Here is a 19,340-nt window from a genome sequence, read left to right on the forward strand (position 1 = left end):
CGAAGCGAATGGCTTCTGAACATAATCTGTTCGAATTCCAATGTCTGAGTTCATTGGCGAAGGTGTTCCCCGATGAAGAGCTGCAGGAGCCGCGCTGCGGGGAAGGAACTGCCTTGCTGGGCGAAGTCTATTCCTTTCAAGTAGCTTACCGCAGTTTGAAGCCCTCCAGACCGTTCCCTGTAGGGGTGAGGGTAACTTCTCCCGAACTTGGCGGGCTTATAGCGTTGCGCAGAGTGGGCTTGGCACCATCGGAGCTTCCGGGATATGCCGATGCGGATGAGCATGTGCTGCGAATGAGTCCGGGGTTATATCCGGACCCCTTGTATCCGCTTGAACCGGATAATAGCGTTCAGGTGTTTCCGAATCAATGGCGCTCGCTATGGATCGAAATTACACTGAATACAAAGGTGAGGCCAGGGGGGCATTCCATCGACATTCAGTTTATCAATCAAGATGGCGAAGCTGTTGGAAGCGAGAGCTTCAGCTTGCATGTTATTCCTGTTGTCTTGCCGGAGCAGGAGCTTATTCATACGGAATGGTTTTATGCCGATTGCCTTGCGGTTCAATACGGAACGGAAGTGTTCAGTGAGCCGCATTGGCAATTGATGGAGTCTTATGTGGCTTCGGCTTCCCGTCACGGAGTGAACATGCTGTTGACCCCCTTGTTCACCCCGCCTCTCGATACGAAGATCGGAGGAGAGCGGCTGACCGTGCAGCTTGTCGATGTGAGCCGTGCGAACGGGACTTATTCGTTCGGCTTCGATCGGCTAGAGCGATGGATCGAGATGTGCGACAGGAACGGCATTCGCTATATTGAATTCTCGCACCTGTTCACGCAATGGGGCGCCAAGCATGCTCCAAAAATTATCGTGTCGGAGGACGGCAGCGAGACGCCTTTATTCGGCTGGCACACGGATGCGACGGGAGAGGAATACGGGCAGTTTCTGGACGCGTTCCTGCCTGCGTTAATTGCGTTTATTCATTCACACGGGCTTGAGCAGCGTTGCTTCTTCCATGTATCGGACGAGCCTACTGAGGAGCATCTGGAGTCATACCGTTCGGCTAGCGAGAAGGTACGCAAACATACCGAAGGCTTCCCGGTCATTGATGCGTTGTCGAATTTCGAATTTTATGAGAAGGGGATGGTCAGCCACCCGATTCCCTCCAACGATCATATTGAGGCTTTCCTGGACGCCGGAGTTTCTGAATTATGGACTTATTATTGCTGCGTGCAATATAAGGAAGTAGCCAACCGCTTCTTCCATATGCCTTCTGCTAGAAACCGGATACTGGGTGCCCAATTGTATAAATTCGATATGAAGGGCTTCCTGCATTGGGGCTTTAATTTTTGGAATTCGCAATACTCGCTCAGAGCAGTTAACCCTTACGAGGTAACGGATGCGGATGGGGCTTTCCCTTCGGGAGATGCATTCCTTGTATACCCGGGCGCAAGCGGGCCGGTCGAATCCATCCGGTTAAAAGTTATGTTCGAGGCTTTGCAGGATTTGCGTGCGCTGAAGCTGCTTGAAGAGCTCGCCGGGAAAGAAGAAACGCTGCGGATGCTGGAAGAAGGACTGGATGCAGCGTTAACCTTTAAGACTTATCCGAGGCAGGCACAATGGCTGCTCGCCAAGCGAGAGCAAATTAACAAGGCGATTTATGAGAAAACAATCACTCGGGCAACTGGTTAGCTACACAAATAAGCATCGGCTCGCAGCTGTGTCTCAGTCCGCGGGCGCGGTGCTTTCTTGCGTTTTTTGAACGGTATTTTGTTTAGGCGGGCCTATCTCGAAATCACCTGCTTGACGTGGAGTCAACTCCACGTATTAGGCTATGGAAGCAAGGACAACTGATAAGGGAGGCAGCAACAATGAAATATCGGATTCTAGGATCGACAGGCATATCGGTTAGCGAGATTACGCTTGGGGCAATGATGCTGGGCGCTATGGGGAATACTGATCATGACGATTCGATACGAATCATTCATAAAGCGTTAGATGAAGGCATCAACTTTATCGACACAGCCGACGTTTACTCCATGGGCGAATCGGAGGAAATCGTTGGTAAGGCACTTAAGGGCCGCCGGGAGCAAGTCATTCTTGCTACGAAATTCGGGTTGCCAATGGGGACAGACCGGAATCAGCAAGGTGGATCCGCGCGATGGGTGAAGCGTGCCGTAGAGGATAGTCTGCGCCGGTTGAACACGGATTACATTGATTTGTACCAGATTCATCGCCCGGATTATAATACAGATATCAGTGAGACGCTGTCAGCTCTGTCTGATTTAATCCATGAGGGCAAGGTAAGGGCAATCGGTTCATCGACATTCCCTGCGGAGGCGATCGTTGATGCCCAGTGGGCAGCGCAGCAGGGAGGCCATCACCGGTTTCTGACGGAGCAGCCGATGTATTCGATCTTTACGAGAAAGCTGGAAGGCGCCGTACTGCCAACTGCACAGCGTTACGGGATGGGCGTGCTCACCTACAGTCCGCTGAACGGCGGATGGCTGTCCGGCCGTACCGATCCTCATGCAAGCCACAGGGCTGCTGGCAGACCGTCGATGTATGACACGACCAATCCCGCTCTGCAGCCTAAAGTAGATGCGCTTAGAAAAATTGCTGCACTCGCAGAAGAAGCGGGCATTTCACTGCCGCATCTGGCACTTGCCTTTGTTCGCTCGCATCCGGCTGTTACCTCGGTCATCATCGGCCCCCGCAAGATGGAGCAGTTGGAAAGTCTGTTGAGCGGAGCAGATCTTGAACTGAGTGAAGATATACTTGACCGCATTGATGAGATTGTCCCTCCGGGTACGGACATCAATCCGGCCGACAACTATAATGCCGATCATCCGGCGATAGCAAATAAGCGGCTTCGCCGCAGATAATGGCAAGCTAAACAGTAAGAGCTTTAAGATGAGCGTGCTGTACCTCCATTGCGAATGAGTTTAACAGTGGGGTGCAGCTCTTTTGACGATTTGGAGATAAAATATAAAATAGAGGACGGAGAGGTCGTGAAAGATGCCAAACATCGGAATCGCTGAAGTTTCTAAAAAATCGGGACTCAGCTATGACACCATACGATACTATGAGAAAATCGGATTGATTCCGCGGGTAATCCGCAAGGAGAACGGCCAGTTAGAGTTCGATGAGCATATTTTCGACCGGCTCTTTTTTATTAACAGCCTGAAGCGTACGGGCATGCCTCTTAAGGAAATCCAGCGTTATATGAATTCGGTAAAGGTGCAGGATACAGACAGCTGTTACGCGATTCTCAAAGAGCATAAATGTAATATCGAGCTGCAGGTGGCCGAAATTAACGAAACGCTGAAAGTGATAAATTTTAAACTGGACAATTTCGAGCGCTTGAAAAACTCTAAACAGACAGCTGCAATTGCACATGCCAGCGATACCGGTCAGGATGCTATACATTGATTAAGGGCTCGGGGAGAAGTGATGGAGGGTTAAATTTGTTTAGAAGATTAGCAGCTATTTTAATAGATAGTATTATCATACTTTTGCCTGTAACCCCGATCTTTATATATTTTGTAGTTATACATAATCACATGGATGATTTGTTGGGGATGAATGACATACTTCGGATCCTAATTTTTATTAGTCCTATAATTATCTATCAGATATTATGTGAATTGCTGTTCAAGCGTTCCTTTGGAAAAATGATCATGGGATTACGTATAGTAAGTTTAGACGGCGGGGAAATAAAGCTTTGGCAAATGCTATTGAGGAATGTGATGAGGATTTTGGATCATGGTTTGTTCCCTGGCATTTTTCTGATTTTAATAACGAAAAAGAGACAAAGATTAGGTGATCTACTAGCTGGAACCGTCGTCGTATCAGATGACAATAAATAGCAAATACAATGCCGCAGAGTCTATGCCCTGGGGCTTTTTCATTTTGCCAGATGGACAAGAAGGCTAATCATACAACGACATGAATCCGATAACTTAAGGTAGAGTTGTATTTCCATATATTTATAGTTTTTGATGGAGAAAGTAGAGCTAAGGAGTCCATACATTGTCCAGTAACCTTAATAGAATGGAAAAAGGGAGAATCTTTTTCATAGTAAGTCTGTTTGTGATGGTCCTGATCGGGGCACGAATGGTTTGGATTTACGCGTTTCAAGCGACGGATCAATTGCCAGCTGTGAACGGGCAGCTGAATTTGCGGCACTGGGATGCGTCTAAAGGAGGAACGGTCAGACTGGACGGGGAATGGACGTTTTATCCTCATGCTTGGCTGATCGGGAAAGAACATGATTCGAAATCAGTGGCGGAAGCATCCTCCGAAACCGCGATTATTCATGTGCCAGGGGAGTGGAACAACTCCATACAACCGGAGAATCCGACTCCCTATGGCTTTGGTACATACCGTCTGCAAATTCTGGTTGACCCCGCCAAGGATATAACATACAGCATTCGGGTTCCAAGTGTTCGCAGCTCATCAGAGCTTTATGTAAATGGACGTCTGCTAAATCAGATGGGGAAGCCTGCTTCTAATAAGGATGCTTATAAAGCATGGAATATACCGTTTACGGCTTCTTTTACGGCAAATGATCGTGGAGTAATTGATGTGATCATCCAGGCTGCCAACTATGAGGACCCGCGAGGGAGCGGCATTATCCGGTCTATAAAGTTCGGCACAGAGCCAGCGGTTGCCAAGGAGACACAGTTGTCCGTATTAATGCAGGAACTGGTTGCTATGGTGTTCCTCATGCATGGTGTTTATGCGCTTATTTTATTTCTGGTAGGAACCCGGGACCGGAGATTGTTGTACTTCTCTCTGCTGGTCGTTAGTGCGATGCTCATGACGCTGCTGGGCAGTGATGAGAAGATTCTGCATTATTGGATTCCGCTTAATTATGATTGGGGCTTTAAGCTTGTTCATCTATTAATGATTACCGGGGCTTTCGCTTTGCTTCAAAGTGTCATGCACCAGTTGCCTAAACGTTTGAGAAAAGCGTATCCGCTTTGTATCGTGTTGTTCATAGCAGCGATATTATGGGCGGTATTGATGCCGGTTCACTATGTCGTCATGCTGCAGTCCTTGTATGTGTCAGCCTTTGCTGCTGCGGTTCTGGTTACCCTTGTGTCCATGATTCTCACCTCCGTTAGGGAAATTAAAGGCAATCTCCTCTTGCTTCTGGCGCTTTTGGCGTTCACGAGCAACTTTGTATGGTGGGTATTTTTTCTCGTGACTGGCATTAAGGTGGCTTATTATCCGTTCGATTTGATCGTGTCGACAACCTGTTTGTCGTCCGTCTGGTTCAGGCACTATTTCTTGGTACACTCGGAGACTCGAAAGCTTGCCGCAAAGCTTCAAGAAACGGACAAAGTGAAGGACCGGTTTCTGGCCAACACTTCTCATGAACTGAGAAATCCGCTTCACGGCATAATCAACATTTCACAAGCTGTTCTGGAAAGGGAGCAGCACTCGCTGCAGGACAAAAGCATCAAAGATTTAGGTACCGTCCTATCTGTGGGGCGACGGATGTCGATCGTGTTAAATGATCTTCTGGATGTGATGCGGCTCAAAGAAAGCACGCCACGGCTGCAACTGCGAAGCTTCTCGATTCATACGATTGCAGACGGCGTAATTGAGATGCTTCAATATATGACGGAAGGCAAGCAGGTTCGGCTAGTGAATCAAATTCCGGAACAGTTCCCGCAAGTCTATGCCGATGAGAATCGGGTTATCCAAATTGTATTTAATTTGCTGCATAATGCAATTAAGTACACGAATGAAGGCGAAGTATCGGTTCGCAGTCACGTCAGGCATGGAAGGGCTCACATTACCGTTGCCGATACAGGCATTGGCATGAACGAGGGCATGATCAGACGGGTATTTGATCCATACGAGCAAGTTCACTCCGATAAGACGATGATTGAAGGCGGATTTGGGCTGGGACTAAGCATAAGCAAGCAGCTTGTTGAGCTGCATGGCGGTTCAATGAAGGTGCGTTCTGTTCCCGGCGAAGGCTCGGAATTCTCTTTTACTTTAGAGGTATCCAGGCAGACTGCAGGCGAGCCGGTAAATTCCGGAGATGTCTCCGCAGCTATAGCGGAGTTAGCCGCAGCCAATGCCCCTGCAGCAGCTTCAACTCCGCAAGATGCAGACCACGAGCAGCATGCTCTATATGGCGATAGGCCGAGAATAATCGTTGTCGATGATGATCCGCTTAATCTGAAAGTCATAGAAGCGATTCTGTCGGGCGAACGCTACGATATCATGCCAGTAACGAGCGGTAAGCAGGTATTAGCTCTGCTGGATGCGAAAGAATGGGATTTAGTCATTTCGGACGTCATGATGCCGCAAATGTCAGGCCATGAGCTGGCACGTGCCATACGCAAACGTTTTTCAATAACGGAGCTGCCGATTCTTTTCCTGACGGCAAGGAGTCAGGCGGAGGATATTGCAAATGCTTTTCTGGCGGGCGGGAATGATTATGTGACGAAGCCGGTTGAGGCGCTGGAATTGAGATCCCGGGTGAAGGCCCTGACCGAAATACGGCAATCGGTACGTGAGAGGCTGCGAATGGAGGCGGCATGGCTTCAAGCGCAAATTCAGCCGCATTTCCTGTTCAATACATTGAATGCGGTAGCGGCGCTAAGCGAGATTGATACGGAGCGGATGCGCGATCTGATCGAAGCGTTCAGCAGCCATTTGAGAGATAAATTTAAGCTTGAGCATATGGACGAGCTTGCTCCGATAGAGGATGAATTGAGCATTGTCCGTTCCTATTTATACATTGAAAAGGAGAGATTTGAGGAGAAGCTGAATGTAACCTGGGAAATTGATGAGATTGAGGGGCTAAAAATTCCGATGCTTACGATCCAGCCGCTTGTTGAGAATGCAATTAGACACGGTATTATGAAGCGATCGCGTGGAGGCCATATTCATATCCGTGTGCGAGACTGCGATACCTATGCGGAAATTGCAGTCACCGATGACGGTGCAGGTATGGATGAACAAACGCTGCGGCACTTACTCGTCAAACAATCCGATCCAGCCTCAGGTATCGGCCTGTTGAATACGGATCTGCGATTAAAGCGGCAGTACGGCAGAGGGCTTCAAATTACAAGCAAGTCGGGTCAGGGGACGTCGGTTTCTTTTATAGCGGTTAAAGGTGATGGCATATAGGGGAAAAAGGCGGGCTGCTCACATTTTGTTATGAGCAGCCCTTTTCAACTTTTTTAAAAAACAGCCCGGTGACCGAAATACCCCACACTAATAAAGATGCAGCACCAGATGAAAGCGCCTATCGCTGCAATCACTACATAATGACGGAATTTGATGCCGATTACCCCTGCCATGTAGCAGGTCAAATGCCGAACGCCTGGGATATAGTAGCCGAATACGATGGTCCAAGGCCCGTATTTCTTAAACCACTTTTCCACCTTCTCTAATCTCTGGGGTGTCAGTCGAATCCACTTCCCATATTTCAGCAATAAAGGCTTGCCCACTTTATTTCCTAAGAAGAAGGAGAATAACATCCCTGTCATCGTTCCTAGAAATGCTACCACTATGGAATCACAAAGGCTCAACACGTGGGTTGATGAAAGATAGCCAATTAGAATCATCAACATTTCATCGGGAACTGGGAGTCCAATAATTCCTAAAGTGAGTAAGCCGTAAATCGCGTAGTAGCCGTACTGTGCGATAATTAATTCTAGATTGTCCATGCCTTGCCTCCGTTGCATTAGCGACTATGTATGGTGCGGAAAGTGAATCCTTTTGCAGATATCTTATAGTATAAAGTATTTTGTTAATATTGGCATTACGGCTAGTTTAAATCCAGTTTAATTTTAACGTTTTTTTTATTCCATACATTTAAAAAGCTTTTGCTCGGATATGTGGTGAATCAGAATTTTCTTATTTGTCTTCAAAATCCCTTCAGATAATCCGATAAATGTTAATGAATTGAAATTGAGATAAAAGGGAGAATCTTACTTTGAGTAAACGCAGTAAAAATTTAGTTTTGATTGGATTGGCTGTTGTAATGTTGTTGGTTTTTTCCGGGTGTGCTAGCAAGAAAACAGATGAAGAAAAACTTGCTGACGCTATTCAAGAAGCGCTTAAAGACTCCACTAAGAATGATAATGCCTCAAAAAAACCTGACACGCTGGAGTCCCATTTAAAAGAAATCAGCCATTTTCTTACTTCGGATATTTGGAACGATGGTTTTGTAAATATTAGCTGGTTTATCGGAAGCGGGACAAATAGCACAGGTGATAAAATGGATATTGATTTTACAATTGAACGCCTGGGCAAAGCGATGGAGAAAAAAGCCGAATATGATACTTATATTCAGGGATTGGATGCGAGTAACGATGGTCTAAAGCAAGTATGGACCAAGCTCTCGAATGAAATCGATGTTCTCTATAACAAGCTTAAGGAAAAGACTCCTGTAGCTGAAGATTCGAGTTACGAATTTGATACTGGATTGTTTGAGCAGTATAGAGATGCATTTAAGAAAGATATAGAAGCCTTGACGTCTAACTAGTTATATGAACTCCCGCAGCAGGGAGTAATGTGACATGCAAACCACCGCTTACACGAAGTACTGTAGGCGGTGGTTTGTTTTAGAATGGAACGTTAAATAACAGATTGAAGAATATTCCAAAACATTTAAGATAGACATAGTGTTATTAATGTGGAGGGACATTGATGAAAAGCAATTTCAATAATGACTCAAAGCGACATCGTGTGATATCCAATTTTAAAATTGAGAAACTGGTTATCACTTGTTTTGTTATTAGTGTAATGGTGTCTATATGTATCAGTGCATTCCTTGCTTTAAGTGAGGAAAGTGAATTAGTACTATCTTTTATATTTTATTTATTGTATTCATTTCCTACGGTCTTTCTGTTAGGTGGGCCCTCTTCATTCCTCATAGAACATAAACTTAGAATACCGCTGATGTTTAAACGAAATAGGATACTAAAATATATTTATAAATTATTTCTGTACATGCTAGCGGGTTCTATAGGTATAAATATATTTTGGACATTCATAACTCTTCAAATACCGAGCTTTACAACACTGAAAGAGTTTTTTCTTTTAAATGATCTAGGTATCGTTGGCGGGTTAATATACTATCATTTCTTATTGTTGCTCCAAGTCATTGGCGGCGTTATTGAAAAGAAAAATGGCGTAAAGAAATTAATGCGTTAATACAGGGGGAACATAATTGAAGCAATTTTTAAAAACCTCTTTAATAGTCATTCTTGTTCTGATTGCTTGTATTTCCGCTCCTTGGCTCCTGTTATATCTAGGTCTTTCAGCGGGAGAGGACCCGCCAAAACCAGCATATTCTTATGGAGAGTTCCCTTTTTACTTGGAGTACGAAATCAATGGTCAAAGAATAATTGTAGATGATAAAGTCATAGTTAAGTATGCTGGGATTGGTCTTAGCGAAGGTACGGGCAAATATATAAAGTGGAAGCAAACCCTGGGGAGCGGGAATAAGGAAGTTATATTATTTGAGGACGGAGAGTCAGAGACATTGATTTTTACAATTAGAGATAGAGACTATCACTTAGAGGAGAATGAAGAGGGAAATAAGTATGATTCACGTCCTGATGTCTATAGAAAAGCGAGAAAAGAAAACATGAGATCTGTTGAAGTCATGACGGAGAGAGAATTATTGAAATACTATAAGATAAAATTGATAAAATTCGAATATGGTGAGCCTTTGAAAAAAAGACTTGCGGAATAGACGAACACAAATGTCTTCAAGGGTTGATTAGGTCAGAAAAATAAAATAGTAAACTTTATATGTTTCGCGGCGCTTAATACATCGTATTTGTTGGGAATTTAATATGTTCGGAGGGAAACTATGAATGCTCAAAATAATGAATTATCCGATTTAATACAAGCAACGGTAAAGAAATTCATCTCTGCATCGGCTGCTGTCTTGGAGATTGAGAGCGCTCCGCTGCATCTCGGCTTCCAAGCGGTTGATCTATCCCGGCATCAAGTGATGCTCGAAGATGAAGGAACAAGGAGAAGCGTCTCATTGATTACCAAGATGGCGCGGCGTACGGAACGTCTCGCCCTTCACCGGTTGTTTTCGCAGTCAGCCAACGTTCCCTTCAGCCATACGAATGATATGGACTCCGAGCATCGGAAGCTTCTATGTATTCAGAATGTGGACGAGCACACAGACTATCAGAACTTGAATATCGAATGGCTTCAAAAGAAAGAAGCGGCCGCTTTAGCCTATATCCATCAGTCGAATCTAGGGTATAAGGAACAGCTGTCATGGCTTCCAGCGGCAACTCGTGATCATGCTGAACAAATGCTGCATACACGGTGGAGACCGTCTTGGGAAAAGACCATACAAAACGAAGCCTTCATCGAAGCATTCGGCGCCTATATTCCAGAGGTTGAAGCAATTGCTGCCCATGTAACTGCTGATCTTGAAGCTGTCCTGAACGACGAGAGCTCGCATACGTTAATACATAATGACCTTAATCCCGGAAATGTTCTTGTACATAATAATGATGACGTATACTTCATCGATTGGGAGGAAGCCAGATACGGCTCCCTTTATCTCGATGTTCCGTTAAGGCTGGATTTAGACCAGGCAAGAGACTATCTTGAAGTGTTGTCTTCGTATGGAGTAGAGCTTCCAAGCGCTAAATTCGAGTCACAGTATAGAATTTCAGCACGCTATCTCGGTCTCCGTTTTATGGCATGGAACCTGGGAGCGTGGACTGACGATGTAAGAGCCAAAGAAGGATTAATCAAGTATTTGAAAATGGCGACTTCATAAGCCGCTCACCTTCATCTTCACCTATACCTTAACCCGGTACCAATACCGGTACATTTCGGCATATCCGATTTTCGAATACAGCCGCAGGGCAGGCTCATTGTTTGCAATGACTTGCAAATGACTGTAGACTGCCCCTTTTTCTTTACCCCACTTCAACAGATGCAGAATCATCTGCTCGCCAAAACCCCGGTTGCGAAACTGCGCGTCCGTTATAATATCGAATAACCCGATATAATCGCGCTCAATAACGCCAAGTCCGCATGCGACAACCTGCCCCTCATGATATAACGATATGAATCCCTTAGTCGTATTTATGTTGGACAGCATCCTCTCCATTACGCTCTTGTAGCTTTGAGAAGTTTGGCTAAGCCTGAAAAAATGGTCGAGCCATTCTGCGGTCAACGTTTCATCGATCCGGACTTGATGCTGATCAGGCGCTTTAACCCCATCCAGCCTAACGGCCTTAACGATTGAATGATCAAACGTCTTATATCCCTTTTCCTCCAGCGCTTGATCCAAGTGTACGGGATGGACAAAGGGCGAGATTCTGTAAATCGCCGGAAGAGAATGGGCCGCATACATTTGCTCGCATTGCTCGATTTTTTCCTCCAGCTCAAAGGTAGAATAATGAATAGGGTTAATGGAGTTGGCCCGTTTCGTGTAGCCATGGGCAAAGCGCAGCACCCAGCCGTCATAGAGCAAAGTGGACAGGGGCTGCCAGTTGTTCAGACATAATTCTTCAATCGTTTTACCGTCCATCGCAAAGTCTCCTTATGAGCATTTTGAATAATAATACTTTATAATGAATAAATATACAATCCTTGTGTACAGATGTTTACCACCCCATTCCTCAACAATATTCAATTTTTTCGCGAAAACAGTGCATAATTCATTCTGCGTTCACATGTTTGTGATAAGCTCTCCCTTGTAAGTAAGGAGTTCAATATTCACAAAATATACTGAATGCTGGAGGCTTATCATGTCATCACCGATGAGGAAAATGTATGCTAAAACAATTTTGCTGGCGCTGCTAATCACAGTGCTGGGCACGAGCTTGCTAGGAAGTCAGACGCCAGCGTCTGCTGCAGAACAAACTGCAACAACGGCAATAACGTCGGAGCTGGAGGGCGCGGCTGACATTAACGACAGCACGAAGCTGGCTGCTTTCATTGACGGCATTATGAATGTGCAAATGGAAAACTATAAAATACCCGGAGCGGTCATCGCGATCGTTAAAGACGGCAAAACGGTACTTGCAAAAGGTTATGGGCATGCCGATATTGAAAAAGGTACACCGATTGATCCAAAGACCAGCCTGTTTCGCATCGCTTCAACAACGAAGCTGTTTACTTGGACGGCTGTCATGCAGCTGGTTGAGCAAGGCAAGATTGATCTCGATGCCGACATTAACTCCTATCTGAAATCGATGAAAGTCCCTGACACGTATTCGCAGCCGATTACGATGCGCCATCTGATGACGCATACAGCAGGCTTTGAAGAAGGCGGCGTCGGCTACCAGATTACGACTGATCCGGCCAAGCTGCCGGGCTCGATTTCGGAGACGCTGACCAAGCATAGGCTGGCACGGGTAAACCCTCCGGGCGAGATGATGTCCTATTCCAACTATGGTACGGCACTTGCCGGACTTATCGTCGAAGAAGTGAGCGGAATGTCTTATAATGACTATATACAGAAAAATATTTTCGACACGCTCGATATGAAATACGCTTCCGTCCAGGAGCCTGTTCCGGCTGCACTTAAGCCGCATGAGGTAATCGGCTATGCAAGAGACGGCGGCAGCTACATCACTCAGCCTCCTACGTTCGAAGGCGGCTTCCGCCCCGCGGGCTCGGGTTCCGTATCGGCACTCGATATGACTCATTTCATGATTGCCCATCTTCAGAACGGACGTTATGGAGACAAGCAAATCCTAAAGCCGGAAACGGCTGAGCTGATGCATTCGCCTGCTTTTGTGTTCCATAAGGGCATGCCGGCGATGGACCTTGGTTTCTATGAGCTGAAAATAAATGGGCTGCGCATCATTTCGCACGGCGGTGCTGATCCGTTGTTCACGACGGAATTGCACCTCATTCCTGAGAAGCAATTTGGTATTTTCTTATCCTATAGCGGGGGCGAAGGGTCGCTTGCTGCAATGGGCTTGACGAAAGCGCTGCTGGACCGTTACTATCCGGCTCCGGAAGTGAACCTGCCTCCTGCAAGCTCGACAACGGATGAGTCCCTGCAAAAGTACGCGGGCTCGTACCAATTCGTACGCCGCAATCATACGGCAATTGATAAGTTCTACAGCTTTTTGGCGAAAATGAGCATTGGCGTATCCGGCAACAGGTTGACGATCGGCAGCGGGGCCGAGCAGCAAACCTACGCTCCGATAGGCGATGATTTGTTTCAAAGTGAGGAAGGCAATCTAATCGCTTTCCGTACAGATGAATCCGGGAAAGTTACGCATTTATTTATCGATTTCCTGTCATCCGAGCCGCTGGAGCGGGCACCGCTGATCAATCAGACGAAGCTCTGGTTCCCATTACTGGGCTTGTCGCTAGCTCTGTTCGTCACCGTATTGCTAAGCTCCATCTATCGCCGCCGCGATATCAAAGCGATGCCGGTTATGCAAAAGTGGGCAGTCCGCCTGTCAGCTATTACTGCCGGCTGGGCAATCGCAACAAGTCTCGGAACATTTGTCATCGTATTGAACATGGGGCTTATAGATCGGCTGAGCCGTATTACGTCTTCATTAAATATCTTTTTGTTCATGCCGATCATACTCGTCGTATTAACAGTGGTGCTTCTTGCGTTTAGTGTATTGGCATGGAAGAACAGCTACTGGACGTTGCTTAAACGTGTGCATTATACATTGATTGCGCTGGCTGCGGTCGCAATGTGCGCGTTCTTCTATTACTGGAATCTGTTAGGCTGGCAGTTTGGATAAATCAACAAGCCTCCACTCAGGAGGAATTTAACTCATAGTGGAGGCGTAATTCCGATGGCAAAAATTCTGATCGCGGATGATGATGCGCGGATTCGCGAGCTGATCGCTTTATTTTTACGAAATGAAGGCTATGAGCTGGTGGAGGCGAAGGACGGTGCGGAAGCGCTGGCGATTGTGGAGAACGACGGGGTGGATATGGTCATTCTCGACATTATGATGCCCCATCTGGACGGCTGGGAGCTGTGCCGGGAAATCCGGAGCATCGATTCCAACATTCCGCTTCTGATGGTCACGGCCAAAGGGGAATCCGCGCATAAGGTAAAAGGCTTCCAGCTTGGAACGGACGACTATTTAACGAAGCCGTTTGATCCGATGGAGCTGGTGATGCGGGTGAAGGCGCTGCTCAAGCGCTACCAGATCGTCTCGTCCCAGACCGTGCAGCTTGGCGGAATCGTGCTGAATCGTCTCAACTATCAGGTGATCCGCGGGGAAGAGACGTTTACGCTGCCGCTCAAGGAATTTGAATTGCTGTTCAAGCTGGCGAACCATCCCGGGCAGATTTTTACGCGGGAGCAGCTCATTACCCACATTTGGGGCAAAAATTACGAGGGCGACGACCGGACCGTCGATGTCCATATTAAGCGGCTGCGGGAGAGGTTCGCGGGCGATACGCATCATTTTCAGATTGAGACGGCCCGCAGCTTGGGCTACAGGCTCGTTATTGCATGATCAAAACGTTGTACGTCCGCATCGTTTTCACCTTTCTGGCCGTTATTTTATTCAGTCTGCTGACCTCTTTTCTTGCGGGAATGTTTCTATTTCAGAAGGAAATCAACCATGCCGGTCAGAACGACATGCTCGCCGCCGGCAGGGAGATGATTGAGCTGTACGAGCAGACAAAGCCTGCTGATCGCGGCCGGTTCATCGCAAGAATGGCCAAGGTGTCCGCTTACCGGATTCATTTGTATGACATGTCCGGCAAAGTGACGATCTATGGTCCTAGCCATTCCGAGAATGCCGTCATTACGCAGGAGGCTATCGATCAGGTGCTGCAAGGGAAGGTCTACCGCTCCCCAGTGGAACAGGGGCTGACGTTTGTTGGCCTCCCATTCCCGTTCGACGGGGAACAGCATGCCATGTTTATGCAATTTACCTCGCAGAATGAGAATGTATTCAACCGGATGATGCTGCTCATCTTGCTGTTAGGACTGTTGATTGGCAGTCTATGCATCATCATCGCGGCACGTTATTTGGTGAAGCCGCTCCAGACGCTGACGCAAGCGACGAAGCGGCTCGCCAAGGGCGACTTCGATGTCGAGATCAAGACGAAACGGGCGGACGAGGTTGGCGTCTTGACGCAGGGCTTCAACGAGATGGCAAGCGAGCTGAAGCAGCTGGAGCAGATGCGGCAGGACTTCGTCTCCAACGTCTCTCATGAGATTCAAACGCCGCTGACGTCGATTACCGGCTTTGCGATGGCGATGAAGAACAGCAGCCTTGTGGCGGAGAGCGACCGGAATTATTATTTGGACATCATAATTTCCGAGAGCGGACGGCTGTCCCGGCTTAGCGACAACTTGCTGAAGCTGGCTTCGCTGGACTCGGAGCATCATCCGTTCGAAGCGGTGACGTACAACCTTGTGGAGCAGATCAAGCAGGTTGTCGTTACCTGTGAGCCGCAATGGTCGGCCAAGAGCATCCGGGTCGATCTGGATATGGAGGATTCGGTCAAAATAACGGCGGATCGCGATCAGCTCAACCAGGTATGGATGAACTTGCTCGGCAACGGCATCAAGTTCACGCCAGAAGGCGGACATATCGATATTGAAATTAAGCGGTTTGAGAATGAGATTTTCTTCTCCATCTCGGATACGGGAATCGGGGTTCCGCCGGAGCAGCTTGAAATGGTATTCGAGCGGTTCTATAAGACCGATCCTGCAAGAAACCGGAGTGTTGGCGGCAACGGACTTGGCCTGGCCATTGCGAAGAAAATTATCGCGCTGCATCATGGCAGCATCGAAATGAAAAGCCGGGTTGGCGAAGGTACAATAGTCGAGGTGCGGCTGCCGGTCCGGTAGAAAGCAGCAGGAAGCTCAAGCGTGGAATAGGCGCTTGGGCTTTTTTTTGTTTCTTGTGCATAAGGAATACACACGAAGGACACAGGAGAACTTTATACTAAGTCTTGTTCCTGCGGGCGGAGCGATTGCTGAATTTCGAACCTGTTGTGGTAACATGAAGGAAATATCGGCGGGTGCCGAACCTATGACAGGCTGGATGCGGGGTGTGTGGCTGTAATGCGAAAAATATTGCTGGTTGAAGACGATACGCTGATGCGTGAATTTATAACCGATTATTTCCGGAAGGAACAATGGGAAGTATATGAAGCTGAGAATGGAAAAATCGCACTGGAGCTGTTCGAGCAAGTATCTGTCGACCTTATCGTTCTCGATATTATGATGCCCGAAATGGATGGCTGGTCGGTATGCCGGCGCATTCGCGAGAAATCGGCGGTGCCGATCATTATGATCACTGCCAGAGCGGAGGATGACGACCAAGTGATGGGCTTCGAACTGGGGGCCGACGAGTATGTGACCAAGCCGCTAAGTCCGCGGGTTTTGGTTGCTCGAGCCACCGCTTTGATGAAAAGGACGGAAGGGACGATTGGCCGTGACGGCGAACGCCTCGTTTATGGCGAGCTATCTGTAAACAGAGCGGCGCATACGGTCTCGGTTGCCGGTACTGCGATTCTTTTGTCCCCTAAAGAATATGATTTGCTTCTATTCCTCATTAAGCATTACGGAAGAGTGCTGTCCCGTGAGCATATATTGGATGCAGTATGGGGCTATGAATATTTGGGAGATCTGCGCACAGTAGACACTCATATCAAAAAATTACGAGCCAAGCTTGGCGATGAAGGACGCTATATTGTTACCGTCATTCGATCCGGCTATAAGTTTGAGATGGACGCATGAGAAGGCAAGGGGTCGTTCTCAAATTATTCGTTGTCACTTCGGTCTTAATTTTAATCGTATTTTCATTGGTCATGCTGGCGGAGGGGGTCTTTTTCGAACGGTTCTACCGCTCCTCCAAAATCCACGGGCTAGAGCGGAATATGAATCATTTTGCGGAGCAGTTCAAGCTGGCTGATGCGGATAAACAGCGGGTTTCGCGTCAGCTTGGGACGTTTATGAATCAGAATGATGCCAGCACCGCGATTTTGAACAGCCGTTTCGAACGGATGGTGATTGCTCCCTATTATTTGGTGCTGCAGGCAGAAGGCAAGACGATCACGGTTCAGCTTCCAACGGATGGCATGACGATCGAGGATATTCCCCGCGGTATTCAAACGGGCGATCACTTGGTTGTGGACGGGATATTCATGGATGAGGCGGACACCATTATGCATCCCGTAACGATAAGCCGGGAAAGCACGGCGCTGGGACAAGGGCTGGTGCGTGTAGAGGGCCGGGTAACGGAGTTTATACTGCCTGAGAAACGCAGCTATAATCCAATGTATCAGGATGGTCTAATTGATGACGCCCTTCGGGAATGGCAGCCGGCAGCGGAAGCGAACCGTACTCTTTTGCACAAAAACGGGTTCGTGCAAGCAGAGTGGAGAGACAACTGGAGCGGCGTTCAATATGTGGTCTTAATAAAAGCTTTAACGGAGGACGGAAGCCGTTATTTATTTGTCATGGCCTCGCTGCAGCCGGTGGGGGAAGCTGTAGCGATTCTGAAGCAATATTTTATCTATCTCGCGCCGATTATTTTGCTGCTTGTCGTCTTGCTGTCCTTCATCTATTCGCGGATCGTGTCTCGTCCGTTAGTCAGCTTAAGCCGTTCGGCAGCGCGGCTTGCCCAGCTGGATTTCACCGTACAGCCTGAAATTCATTCTAGGGATGAGTTCGGCGAGCTGTCGCGGCATATGGTCGAGCTGTCCCGGAATCTGGATACAGCTTTAAAGGAGCTGACTCAGGCTAATCTGCAATTGCAGGCTGATGTAGAGGAGAAGCAGAGGTCCGAGCAGCTTCGAAAGGAGCTGGTCGCTAACATTTCCCATGAACTGAAGACCCCGCTTGGTATTGTAAAAGGGTTCGCGGAAGGTCTTCAAGACGGAGTGGCGGGCGATAAAAAAGACCGTTACCTGGCTCTAATCGTCAATGAAACGGACCGGATGAACGCCTTGATTATGGATATGCTGGAGCTTTCCAAATACGAGGTGAAGGCCGTCCGGCTGCAGCCCCGGGATTTTTCTTTGAGTGTGCTGATTAAGGGAGCGGCAGAATCCTTCTCCGGGCAGCTCGAGAGCAAGCAGCTTCGGATTCTCATAGACGCTGAAGATGGGGATGAGCTGCTCGTAACGGCCGATCCAGTACGGATTGAACAGGTTGTGTCGAACTTATTGAGCAATGCGATTCGCCATGCGTCGGAGAACAGCATCATTACCGTTACGATGGAGCGGACTTCAGCCGGGGCGATAAACACAGTTATCGCCAATGCAGGTCCGCCTATAGCAGAGGAAGATTTAGAGCGAATTTGGGAGCAATTTTACCGGGCGGAGCGTTCTCGTGACCGCAAATCCGGCGGAACCGGGTTAGGGCTGGCGATCGTCAAACATATTATGGAGCTTCACGAAAGCCATTTTGGTGTAATGAATACCAAAGAAGGCGTAGCCTTTTACTTCACACTAGAAGAAAGCAGAGGAGAACATCATGATTAAACCGAAATATCTATTTGCAGTCACAGCGCTTGCCGCACTATTGGTTATTAGCGCATGCGGCGCCAAAGACCAGTCCGGAACGTTTGACACTCCGGACACGACGCAGAACCAGACTCAGACGGAAAAACCAGATACGAATACAAATACGGGTACGGATGCACCTACAGATAAGCCGGATAAAGGGGATAGCGGAGCGGAGGAAGGCGATCAGGAGATTCTGATCATAATCGACCAGACGCCGAGGCCGAGCGAGGGAAACAGCTTTGATTTTTCCGTCAACAAACGTCCCGAAGGCTATGCACTGTCCGAAATGCAATGGGTGTCTGATAAGAGTACGGTGAAAAATACGATTGCCGAAGCAATTGAGCATGGCGGCAGCGGCGAAGACGGCTTTTACATTAGCGGCAACGGGCAATTCATGGGCTTTTTCTATCCCGATGAAATGAAGGGCGAGGAAGGTCAAGCGACCTTTATTTTCAAAAATGAGCAGGGCAAAGAGCTGACGTGGAAAAAGAAAATTACTTTGAACTAAAGGTTAGGTAAGCGGAGCAGCTGGGTTCGGTTGGTAAGGCTGTCGAGGTGATCTCGACAGCTTTCTTTCATTATTTGTACCTCTAATCGAACTGGCTTGGCAGGTTGTATCATCCCCATCCCTATCCTCTCCGCACGCGCATCTACCATAGCTAAAACGAATCAAAATGTAAAACTACATTTTGTTACCCGCTTTATTGACCATTTATCGCATCAAAATGCAAAAGTGCATTTTGATTTGCCCAAAAGGACACATTTGAGCAAAATTGAGCGATTTCAAATGTACTTTTACATTTTGAACGCTGTTTTGGGCCGTTTTACGCAAATCAGCATGCACTTTTACATTTTGTT

Annotated in this window: 17 protein-coding genes; 15 read left to right on the plus strand and 2 right to left on the minus strand. The window is 47.5% G+C overall.

What is annotated here, in order from left to right; translation table 11 throughout:
• Nucleotides 1-8 precede the first annotated feature (8 nt).
• The 5 genes from ACFVVF_RS22830 (at nucleotide 9) to ACFVVF_RS22850 (ending at nucleotide 7,154) form a co-directional block, all read left to right on the plus strand.
• The gene (locus ACFVVF_RS22830) at nucleotides 9-1,691 is read left to right on the plus strand and encodes a DUF4091 domain-containing protein (protein WP_387814584.1); all 1,683 of its coding nucleotides are present in this window, start codon (nucleotides 9-11) and stop codon (nucleotides 1,689-1,691) included.
• A 179-nt stretch (nucleotides 1,692-1,870) separates the two neighbouring features.
• Nucleotides 1,871-2,884: an aldo/keto reductase gene (locus ACFVVF_RS22835; RefSeq protein WP_387814586.1), complete on the plus strand. Its 1,014-nt coding sequence runs from the start codon at nucleotides 1,871-1,873 to the stop codon at nucleotides 2,882-2,884.
• Nucleotides 2,885-3,017: 133 nt separating this feature from the next.
• On the plus strand, nucleotides 3,018-3,431 hold the full coding sequence (locus ACFVVF_RS22840) for a MerR family transcriptional regulator (RefSeq protein ID WP_387814588.1): 414 nt from the start codon (nucleotides 3,018-3,020) through the stop codon (nucleotides 3,429-3,431).
• A gap of 35 nt (nucleotides 3,432-3,466) precedes the next feature.
• Entirely contained in the window at nucleotides 3,467-3,868 is a 402-nt protein-coding gene (locus tag ACFVVF_RS22845) for an RDD family protein (RefSeq protein ID WP_387814590.1), read from the plus strand.
• Nucleotides 3,869-4,115: 247 nt separating this feature from the next.
• Nucleotides 4,116-7,154, plus strand: coding sequence for an ATP-binding protein (locus tag ACFVVF_RS22850; protein WP_387814592.1), 3,039 nt, complete (start codon nucleotides 4,116-4,118; stop codon nucleotides 7,152-7,154).
• Nucleotides 7,155-7,207: 53 nt separating this feature from the next.
• On the opposite strand, the gene ACFVVF_RS22855 is transcribed toward ACFVVF_RS22850, so the two are convergent.
• Entirely contained in the window at nucleotides 7,208-7,696 is a 489-nt protein-coding gene (locus ACFVVF_RS22855; RefSeq protein ID WP_387814593.1) for a DedA family protein, read from the minus strand.
• A gap of 269 nt (nucleotides 7,697-7,965) precedes the next feature.
• Here ACFVVF_RS22855 and ACFVVF_RS22860 point away from each other — a divergent pair, with 269 nt between their 5' ends.
• The 4 genes from ACFVVF_RS22860 to ACFVVF_RS22875 all read left to right on the plus strand — a co-directional run bounded on the left by ACFVVF_RS22860 (nucleotide 7,966) and on the right by ACFVVF_RS22875 (nucleotide 10,791).
• Complete coding sequence (locus ACFVVF_RS22860; RefSeq protein ID WP_387814595.1) at nucleotides 7,966-8,517, plus strand: hypothetical protein; 552 nt, start codon at nucleotides 7,966-7,968, stop codon at nucleotides 8,515-8,517.
• Between the two features lie 164 nt (nucleotides 8,518-8,681).
• Entirely contained in the window at nucleotides 8,682-9,188 is a 507-nt protein-coding gene (locus ACFVVF_RS22865; RefSeq protein WP_387814597.1) for a hypothetical protein, read from the plus strand.
• Nucleotides 9,189-9,204: 16 nt separating this feature from the next.
• Complete coding sequence (locus ACFVVF_RS22870) at nucleotides 9,205-9,732, plus strand: hypothetical protein (RefSeq protein ID WP_387814599.1); 528 nt, start codon at nucleotides 9,205-9,207, stop codon at nucleotides 9,730-9,732.
• Between the two features lie 120 nt (nucleotides 9,733-9,852).
• Nucleotides 9,853-10,791 carry a phosphotransferase gene (locus ACFVVF_RS22875; RefSeq protein ID WP_387814601.1) on the plus strand — a complete coding sequence of 313 codons (939 nt, stop codon included), beginning with the start codon at nucleotides 9,853-9,855 and terminating at the stop codon, nucleotides 10,789-10,791.
• A 21-nt stretch (nucleotides 10,792-10,812) separates the two neighbouring features.
• Here the strand turns inward: ACFVVF_RS22875 and ACFVVF_RS22880 are convergent, their stop codons facing one another.
• Nucleotides 10,813-11,550, minus strand: a complete 738-nt coding sequence (locus ACFVVF_RS22880) for a GNAT family N-acetyltransferase (RefSeq protein WP_387814603.1) — start codon at nucleotides 11,548-11,550, stop codon at nucleotides 10,813-10,815.
• Between the two features lie 220 nt (nucleotides 11,551-11,770).
• Here ACFVVF_RS22880 and ACFVVF_RS22885 point away from each other — a divergent pair, with 220 nt between their 5' ends.
• The 6 genes from ACFVVF_RS22885 to ACFVVF_RS22910 all read left to right on the plus strand — a co-directional run bounded on the left by ACFVVF_RS22885 (nucleotide 11,771) and on the right by ACFVVF_RS22910 (nucleotide 18,990).
• Nucleotides 11,771-13,738 carry a serine hydrolase gene (locus ACFVVF_RS22885; protein ID WP_387814605.1) on the plus strand — a complete coding sequence of 656 codons (1,968 nt, stop codon included), beginning with the start codon at nucleotides 11,771-11,773 and terminating at the stop codon, nucleotides 13,736-13,738.
• 54 nt (nucleotides 13,739-13,792) lie between these two features.
• Nucleotides 13,793-14,467 carry a response regulator transcription factor gene (locus ACFVVF_RS22890; protein ID WP_387814607.1) on the plus strand — a complete coding sequence of 225 codons (675 nt, stop codon included), beginning with the start codon at nucleotides 13,793-13,795 and terminating at the stop codon, nucleotides 14,465-14,467.
• Entirely contained in the window at nucleotides 14,464-15,816 is a 1,353-nt protein-coding gene (locus tag ACFVVF_RS22895) for a HAMP domain-containing sensor histidine kinase (RefSeq protein WP_387814609.1), read from the plus strand. The genes ACFVVF_RS22890 and ACFVVF_RS22895 overlap by 4 nt, the downstream gene beginning before the upstream one ends.
• 216 nt (nucleotides 15,817-16,032) lie before the next feature.
• Nucleotides 16,033-16,710: a response regulator transcription factor gene (locus ACFVVF_RS22900; protein ID WP_387814611.1), complete on the plus strand. Its 678-nt coding sequence runs from the start codon at nucleotides 16,033-16,035 to the stop codon at nucleotides 16,708-16,710.
• Nucleotides 16,707-18,458 (plus strand): sensor histidine kinase, encoded by a 1,752-nt coding sequence (locus ACFVVF_RS22905; protein WP_387814613.1) that lies wholly within the window; start codon nucleotides 16,707-16,709, stop codon nucleotides 18,456-18,458. Before ACFVVF_RS22900 ends, ACFVVF_RS22905 begins: the two co-directional genes overlap by 4 nt.
• Nucleotides 18,451-18,990 carry a hypothetical protein gene (locus tag ACFVVF_RS22910; protein ID WP_387814615.1) on the plus strand — a complete coding sequence of 180 codons (540 nt, stop codon included), beginning with the start codon at nucleotides 18,451-18,453 and terminating at the stop codon, nucleotides 18,988-18,990. Before ACFVVF_RS22905 ends, ACFVVF_RS22910 begins: the two co-directional genes overlap by 8 nt.
• Nucleotides 18,991-19,340: the final 350 nt, after the last annotated feature.

It is taken from the genome of Paenibacillus sp. NPDC058174, assembly GCF_042883865.1.
Lineage (GTDB): Bacteria > Bacillota > Bacilli > Paenibacillales > Paenibacillaceae > Pristimantibacillus.